This window comes from Aphanizomenon sp. CS-733/32, assembly GCF_028330045.1.
In the GTDB taxonomy this organism is placed as follows: domain Bacteria; phylum Cyanobacteriota; class Cyanobacteriia; order Cyanobacteriales; family Nostocaceae; genus Dolichospermum; species Dolichospermum gracile.
The window spans coordinates 1-7,454 of sequence record NZ_JAQMSE010000185.1 but is presented as its reverse complement, the minus strand read 5'-3'; the positions used below and the strand labels follow the sequence as shown (position 1 = coordinate 7,454).

Genomic DNA, 7,454 nt, shown 5'->3' with positions numbered 1-7,454 from the left:
TCAAAATCAAGAAACATGGACGTTTTGCTAAAAGTGTTTTTCGTTACGGTTTAGATTATCTGCGTTCTCTTGTTACTGATTTAGATTTGAAATATGACGACTTTCTTCTCTCTCTCAATTTTTTGTCCTGTACTTAGATCATTCGTATCTAATTTTACTAACAATGTGTTATCGGATAATACCTGTAAATAACCTGAAGCATTAGCTAAATGGGGATAATCTTTAAAAAAAGATTGCGGGAGACGAAACCCATTTTGATTACCAATTTTTGCAGGATTAATAGGATAAATTTTATCAGCCATAATGTTTTTATGTAACTGGTTTTTCCCAAGTATATATAGACTATGACAATCCGATGGCAACGATGACGGATAATTAATTCTTGGGCTACTAAACCAGCTTCTATGGTTTTACCTAAACCCACATCATCAGCAATTAATAAGTTAACACGGGGCATTTGAATTGCCCGTACTACCGGATCTAATTGATAATCTTCAATATCTATACCACTGCGAAAAGGTGATTGTACAGTGCGAATATCAGCAGTGGAAGCTGCACCCCATCTTACTGCATCGAGAAAAGCATCTAACCTTTCTGGTGAGTCAAAACCTTTGGGTTGGGGTAATTCCATTTTTTCATAAATACGCGCCCCCACTTCCAATTCCCAAATTACCTGTAATTCTTCCCCCAAACCATCATCTTCTACAGAAGAGAGTTTGACCAAATGCTGGGTTTTTGTCACCCCACCCAACACGGGGTTAGTGGGTAAGCTGGTATGATGAACATCACTGACAACATATTGACGCGATTCCTACGGAGCGCTTCGCTATCGCACATTCACCAGTTGACCTTGTTCGGGAATAGCTCTAACTACGGTCATAAGTAATTCAAGATAAAATGAGTCTGGTGTTTAGCCTGTTAGTAATTTAGCATTTAAATACACATCATATGAAGTAAATGAGTGCAAATAATATTGTATGGCATCCATACTTAATTGGTCTATTAGAGGATCATTCAAAGAAGTCGGGGATCTCAAAGTATTGAATACAACACCAAAAATTTTCCAACATCCTCTTACAGAAAATTCATAACTGCCATATAATAGAAATCCAAATTATTTCCCAGATTTTACTCAAAATTAAAATTTAATGACTAGGTTTATACATGATAAATTCGCCAAAGACTATCTAGAAGAATTATTAAAAGATTACGGAGAAGTCAAAGCATCAGAAAAAGTCTCAGGAGAAATTAAAGAAATAGATGTTTTATTCACACCTGCTAAACAACAAAGTTCTAAATTACAAATACTGGGCTTACTAGGAAGACTTGCCGAAAATCCTGCGATAATAGAACCATACCGCAATCCAGCTTCTACCGATGAAATCTGCGACTGTATTCTCAAGTTATTAGAAGTCAAGGCTTCATTGCGACGAGAAGCCAAAGCCAATAAAATCAAACTTCAGGAGTCAGAAATTCCTAAATTGTGGATTTTAACCCCCACTATTTCTGAAACTCGTTTATCTAGCTTTAGAACTATCCAACAAGAAGGTTGGTTATCGGGAGTACACTTTTTAGCAGATCCCTTGCGAACAGCAATTGTGGCAATACACCAACTACCACAAACACCGGAGACTTTATGGTTGAGGCTTTTGGGTAGGGGAAGCGTACAATCACAAGCAATTATCGAGTTGCAAGCGTTACCATTAGATCACCCTTACCAAAAAACCACCCTGGAATTAGTTTACAACTTGCGCGAAAATTTGAGAGTAAATCAAAAACTAGAAACAGATGATAGGGAGTTAATTATGCGATTAGAACCACTTTATCAAAGAAATAGAGAACAAGCTAAAGAAGAAGGAAGACAAGAAGGAAAGCAAGAAGGAAAGCAAGAAGGAGAAAAAAACTTAATACTGCGTCTACTACATCGTCGGATTGGGGAAATTGATTCGTTATTAATCGAGCGAATTACAGGATTATCAATTGAACAGTTAGAAAATTTAGGAGAGGCATTATTAGACTTTTCTAGTGTTGCTGATTTAGAAGCTTGGTTAACCCAACACTCAATTTAATTCATTTTGATTATTACGGAGTTAATCATGCAATTAGAACCATTTTTCAAACAACCTATACTTGTCATAATCTAAAAACATTAAATCAGGTAGGTTGGGGAGCCATCGCCTTGGACGGGTTTCCCGGCTTGTGGCGAATGGCGTTTGACGTTCTTGTTACCCAACATTTACAGACTTTTGTTGGGTTGCGCTGTCGCTTAACCCAACCTACAAAAACTCTTAACCAAACAGTATTGTAATCATTAATAAGTTCCACTTGCTAAATTGAAAGGGTGTAATGCAATAGAAAAACCTATTTAAAATATCAAATTCTAAAAATATGAACAGTTTCAAAACTCTTTGTAAAACCCTAGCTATTAGTACAGGAATCTTTTTGTTATCTGTGCCTACTACCTACGGGATACCACCAAAACCGTTGTTAAATGTCAAAACAACTTATAATCAAACAGGTTCTTGGGATGCAACTTATTATTTTACAATCAAATTACCAGAATCTCTGGCTAATTGGCAACTGCAACAGGTTGTTTTAACACAAATAGAAGGTGTAGAAAATATTGAATTCAATCAGAAAGACAGTTTTGCTTTTATAGAAGCAAGTGGACAAAAAGAAAAGCTAGGTATTACCCTCAGCAAGAGTTCAACTCAACCACAAACTGTCATTGCTACTTTTGATAAACCAGTTTCTGCGAATCAAACAATTAATATCGCTTTAAAACCTTTTTATAATCCCGCTAGTGAAGGTATTTATCTATTTCAAGTTCATGTTATTTCCTCTGGTGAAAAGGCGAATAAGTTAGTTGTGGGAACTGCTAGATTCCAATTTTATAATAGTTTTGATAATCACCTATTTTATCAATGGTAACGTGTTTATAAATTGCTGATTTTTCAGACAAATTCAGCAATATCCATCAATTGGTTAAGAATGCTAAACGACAACTATTCAGTAACAAATTCAATTCTTCTGCCACTTGAAACGGATTTTTTCCTAACCTTGGAGCAGCAATTACAGCTTCATCAGGATTTCTACCTGTTTTCTTTACAGCAGAAATCGCATCTTTGTTAGAAAATTCCCGAACACTCACTAACCAAGCTGCTAAGATATGTCCAGTGCGGCCAATTCCACCAGCACAATGTACAACTACTTTTTCATTTTCTTGATTTGCTGTGATCAAAAAAGGCAGTATTTTCTGTGTAAGTGTTTCTAAATCACATAAATGAAAATCTTCAATTGGTGTCCAACAAACTTGTTGATTACCAAATTCTTGCCGATATGTATCTAAAAGATGTGCATAATTAGCTAGTTGTTTTTCACTAAGTAAACAACAAACTCGCTTGATATTTTGCGATTTCATAAACTTAATCCAGTCTTCTACCTGTTGATTTGAATATCCAGGTTGAGAAGCACCAAATACGATTGTTTCTTTTTCCCAAGCAGCAGCAAATTTGTACATCTTTAAATGTCTAAATTTTGAATCTTTTTTATTGCTTTTTCTGCGTAAATAGAAACATCACGATCAGGGTCATCTAGTGCTTGTTGTAGAGCATTTAAAGCCTGGGCATTATCTAAATTACCAAGTGCTATTGCTGACTCTTTTCTCACATCAGAATATTCGTCTGTTAATGCTATAATCAAATCAGGTAATAAATTTTCATCTGGCGTTTTTTGTAATACTTGAAGTGTGAATTTTCGCACTTGCCAATATTCATCTTTTAAGGCAACTTTTAACGCCGGAATTGCGTCTGAATTAGCGTGAATAGCTAGGGATTTAGCTGCATTGCGTCGTACTTGCCAATCAGGATCAGAAGTGAGTGCTTGAGTTAATAATTCTACAATTTCTTGATCTGCTAAATGTCCTAAAGTTAAAGCTGCTGCACGACGGACATTTGCATCAGGATCATTGATTAATGATAAAGCAGGTGGACATATTTGCACTTGGTTTAAATAGCGTAGAGTTGTAATAGCAGTTTCTCGTAGTTGTGGATATTTAGAATCAAAGAAAGATAACACCGCAGGTAGAGATTGAACATCATGTATCTTCCGCAATAAGATTAAGATGTTAACTTGGAGATTGATATTTTCTTGATGTAGTGCATCCAATAAAAGCAATAAATGATCTGTGGTGACTAATTCACCTAAAGCTGATAATCCTTCGGTGCGAACTTCTATATCTGGGGAAGCAAGAGTTTTTAATAAAGCAGGTACAGCAACAGGATTAGCAAGTTCCCAAAGTGCAGATACGGCAATTTTTTGGACTGCGGTGCTTTCGTCTTCCAGTGCGATAATTAAAGCGTCAACTGCTGCGTCTTCTCCAAGATGCTGTAGAGATTTTACCGCAACTAGGCGATCGCTCACATCAGGCGATCGCAACATTTCCAACCATTGATTTAACTCTGAATCTGTATCTGTAAACATTTCTGCACCTCTACCGCAATAAAAAAGGAATTTGGACTGTAATGGCGTTGGTTGGACATTCTTTTTCACAGGGTAGACAGAACCAACATTCATCATATTTCATGTATGCTTTTCCCGTCTCTGGATTTTTTGCTAATACATCCAAAGGACAAACTTCAATACAAGCCACACATTTTTCTAAACATTTAGATTCATCAACAATTACTGGAACATCAACTCTTTGATTAATTAAAGCCATAAATTTATCACTCCCTAATTTTATTAAAAATTAAACAAAAAATTCCCATTCTTCCCTAAAAGAAATTACCATTTTATTCAATTCCTCCATATCAATTAAAAACGCATCATGTCCGTGAGTTGATTTGAGCAACCCCAATTGAGCATGAGGGATTAAATCTACTAATTCTTGTTGTTCCACTGGAGGATAAAGAACATCAGAATCAATGGATACAACTAAAGTTGGTTGTTTGATACTTTGTAAAACTGATTGATAATCTTTTCTGTTCCAACTAACATCATGACTATCCATTGCTTGAGTTAATGTAATATAAGTATTAGCATCAAAACGTTCTATTAGTTTTTGACCTTGATATTGTAAATAACTAGATATGGTAAACTGATTAGATTCATCCTGCTGTCTGCCAAAACGATTTGTAAAACTATCCCAATAACGATAGTTAATCATTGCCATCATTCTCGCTACTGCTAATCCTTGGTTCGGAGGTGCATCAATTGTATAGTTTCCCCCTTGCCAATTTGGATCTATATAAATTGCCTGTCTTTGTGCTTCACTCAAGCCAATAGACCATGCTGAATGTCTTCCAGGTGCAGCCATTGGTGCGATCGCTCTCACCTTTTCTGGATACAATAAAGCCCATTCTAAAACTTGCATTCCACCCAATGAACCGCCAATTACTAACTGTAGAGATTGAATATCCAAATATTCTAATAGTGCAGCTTGGAGGTGAACCATATCCCTAATTGTAATTCTCGGAAAAGATCCACCATAAACCTTTCCTGTATTTGGGTTAATAGAAGTTGCTCCAGTTGTACCGTAACAACTTCCTAAAATGTTGCTGCACACGATAAAATCCTGATTAGGATCAAAGACTTTTCCTGAACCAAACAAATCTCCCCACCAATCATCAGCATCAGCAGAACCAGTTAGAGCATGACAAATTAAGACTCCATTATCGCCGATTGCGTTTAATTTTCCCCAGGTACGATAAGCAACCTGAACACCAATTAATAGTTCACCAGATAAGAGTGAAAATGGTGCTGAGAGTTGATAAAACTGGGTTTTTGCTGAAATAAAGTCTAGGTATTTCATAAAATTAGCAATTAGCTATAGATATCTAGATTCCCGACTTCTTAAATAAGTCGGAGATCTTTTGGTATATTAGCCAGAAACCTTCTTAAATGCCTGTTCAAAGTCCTCCTTAATATCATCAATATGTTCAATTCCCACAGATACCCGCACTAAATCAGGTGTTACACCAGCGGAAATTTGTTCGGTATCATTTAGCTGTTGATGGGTTGTAGACGCAGGATGAATTACCAAGGTTTTAGCATCACCAACATTTGCTAAATGACTGGCTAATTTCACATTACTAATAAAAGCCTTACCTGCTTTTAATCCACCTTTAATACCAAAATTGAGAACTCCTCCAAAGCCATGTCGAAGATATTTTTTAGCGCGTTCATGATATGGATGATTGGGAAGTCCGGGATAATTAACCCATGCTACCTGCTCTTGTTGTTCTAACCATTTGGCCAATTCTAAAGCATTGTTGATATGACGTTCTACACGCAGGGAAAGGGTTTCTAATCCTTGAAGTAATAGAAAAGCATTAAATGGACTCAATGCTGCGCCAAAATCTCGTAATCCTTCGACTCTGGCGCGAATAATAAAGGCAATATTACCAAATTGACTACCTTTTCCAAACACTTCTTGAAAATTCAATCCATGATAACCGGGGGAAGGTTCGGTAAAGAGGGGAAATTTGCCGTTACCCCAATCAAATTTACCAGAATCAACTATTACGCCACCAATGGATGTACCATGTCCTCCAATCCATTTAGTAGCAGATTCGACAACAATATCTGCACCATGTTCAATGGGTCGTGCTAGATATCCACCCGCGCCAAAGGTATTATCTACAATTAAAGGAATGCCATTTTCGTGGGCAATGTGGGCTAAAGCAGCAAAGTCTGGGATATTGAATTGAGGATTACCAATGGTTTCAACATACAAGGCTTTTGTGTTTTCATCAATTGCTTGACGGAAATTTTCTGGATCATCTCCTTCCACAAATTTGACATTAATTCCCAATCGTGGAAGAGTAACTTTGAACTGGTTATAAGTTCCCCCATAGAGGAAACTGGTAGAAACAATATTATCTCCTGCTTGAGCGATCGTACTGATGGCTAAAAATTGCGCTGCTTGACCACTTGCAGTGGCTAAAGCTGCTACACCCCCTTCTAAAGCCGCAATCCGTTTTTCAAATACATCCGTTGTCGGATTCATAATCCGGGTATAAATGTTACCAAACTCCTGGAGAGCAAATAACCGCGCTCCATGTTCAGCATCATCAAAAACGTAGGAAGTGGTTTGATAAATTGGTACAGCACGGGCATTAGTACCAGGTGCAGGTTCTTGTCCAGCATGGACTTGTAGGGTTTCAAAACGATAATTTTCTGACATAGTTAGTATTTAAATAGGTTGACTATCAAAACATGAAATTCGGACTTACGCAAAAACCTCTCAAACTCTTATTTCTCTGTGTCCTCTGCGGTTCGTTTATCCGTAATTTGTGCGTAAGTTCTAGAAATATAGGACTTACGCATTGACAGGATCAACCAAATATGAGGTATGGGTTTCGGGCATTTTAACGTGATTTTTTGATGATTTTTGAGCGCTCGCTATTGAGCAGAAGTTAATCACCAAAAGCCTGAAACGAGGGATTTTCGTT

At 36.9% G+C, this 7,454-nt stretch carries 8 protein-coding genes and 1 pseudogene; 3 read left to right on the top strand and 6 right to left on the bottom strand.

Annotated features, from left to right (window positions below; translation table 11 throughout):
• A pseudogene (locus PN471_RS23480) lies at window positions 1-137 on the top strand (IS4 family transposase); the annotation flags it as partial.
• A 68-nt stretch (window positions 138-205) separates the two neighbouring features.
• Here the strand turns inward: PN471_RS23480 and PN471_RS15095 are convergent.
• Window positions 206-742, bottom strand: coding sequence for a hypothetical protein (locus PN471_RS15095; RefSeq protein ID WP_271777555.1), 537 nt, complete (start codon window positions 740-742; stop codon window positions 206-208).
• Between the two features lie 406 nt (window positions 743-1,148).
• Here PN471_RS15095 and PN471_RS15090 point away from each other — a divergent pair, with 406 nt between their 5' ends.
• Window positions 1,149-2,069: a DUF4351 domain-containing protein gene (locus PN471_RS15090; protein WP_271777554.1), complete on the top strand. Its 921-nt coding sequence runs from the start codon at window positions 1,149-1,151 to the stop codon at window positions 2,067-2,069.
• 319 nt (window positions 2,070-2,388) lie between these two features.
• On the top strand, window positions 2,389-2,931 hold the full coding sequence (locus tag PN471_RS15085) for a DUF2808 domain-containing protein (protein ID WP_271777553.1): 543 nt from the start codon (window positions 2,389-2,391) through the stop codon (window positions 2,929-2,931).
• A 46-nt stretch (window positions 2,932-2,977) separates the two neighbouring features.
• On the opposite strand, the gene PN471_RS15080 is transcribed toward PN471_RS15085, so the two are convergent.
• The 5 genes from PN471_RS15080 to PN471_RS15060 all read right to left on the bottom strand — a co-directional run bounded on the left by PN471_RS15080 (window position 2,978) and on the right by PN471_RS15060 (window position 7,186).
• Complete coding sequence (locus PN471_RS15080) at window positions 2,978-3,520, bottom strand: protein-tyrosine phosphatase family protein (RefSeq protein WP_271777552.1); 543 nt, start codon at window positions 3,518-3,520, stop codon at window positions 2,978-2,980.
• 2 nt (window positions 3,521-3,522) lie between these two features.
• Window positions 3,523-4,482 carry a HEAT repeat domain-containing protein gene (locus PN471_RS15075; protein ID WP_271777551.1) on the bottom strand — a complete coding sequence of 320 codons (960 nt, stop codon included), beginning with the start codon at window positions 4,480-4,482 and terminating at the stop codon, window positions 3,523-3,525.
• Window positions 4,483-4,492: 10 nt separating this feature from the next.
• The gene (locus tag PN471_RS15070; RefSeq protein WP_027401230.1) at window positions 4,493-4,720 is read right to left on the bottom strand and encodes a 4Fe-4S dicluster domain-containing protein; all 228 of its coding nucleotides are present in this window, start codon (window positions 4,718-4,720) and stop codon (window positions 4,493-4,495) included.
• Window positions 4,721-4,750: 30 nt separating this feature from the next.
• Window positions 4,751-5,812, bottom strand: coding sequence for a homoserine O-acetyltransferase MetX (gene metX / locus PN471_RS15065; RefSeq protein WP_271777550.1), 1,062 nt, complete (start codon window positions 5,810-5,812; stop codon window positions 4,751-4,753).
• Window positions 5,813-5,881: 69 nt separating this feature from the next.
• A complete protein-coding gene (locus PN471_RS15060) occupies window positions 5,882-7,186 on the bottom strand; it encodes an O-acetylhomoserine aminocarboxypropyltransferase/cysteine synthase family protein (RefSeq protein WP_271777549.1) in 1,305 nt (434 codons plus the stop codon).
• Between the last annotated feature and the right edge of the window lie 268 nt (window positions 7,187-7,454).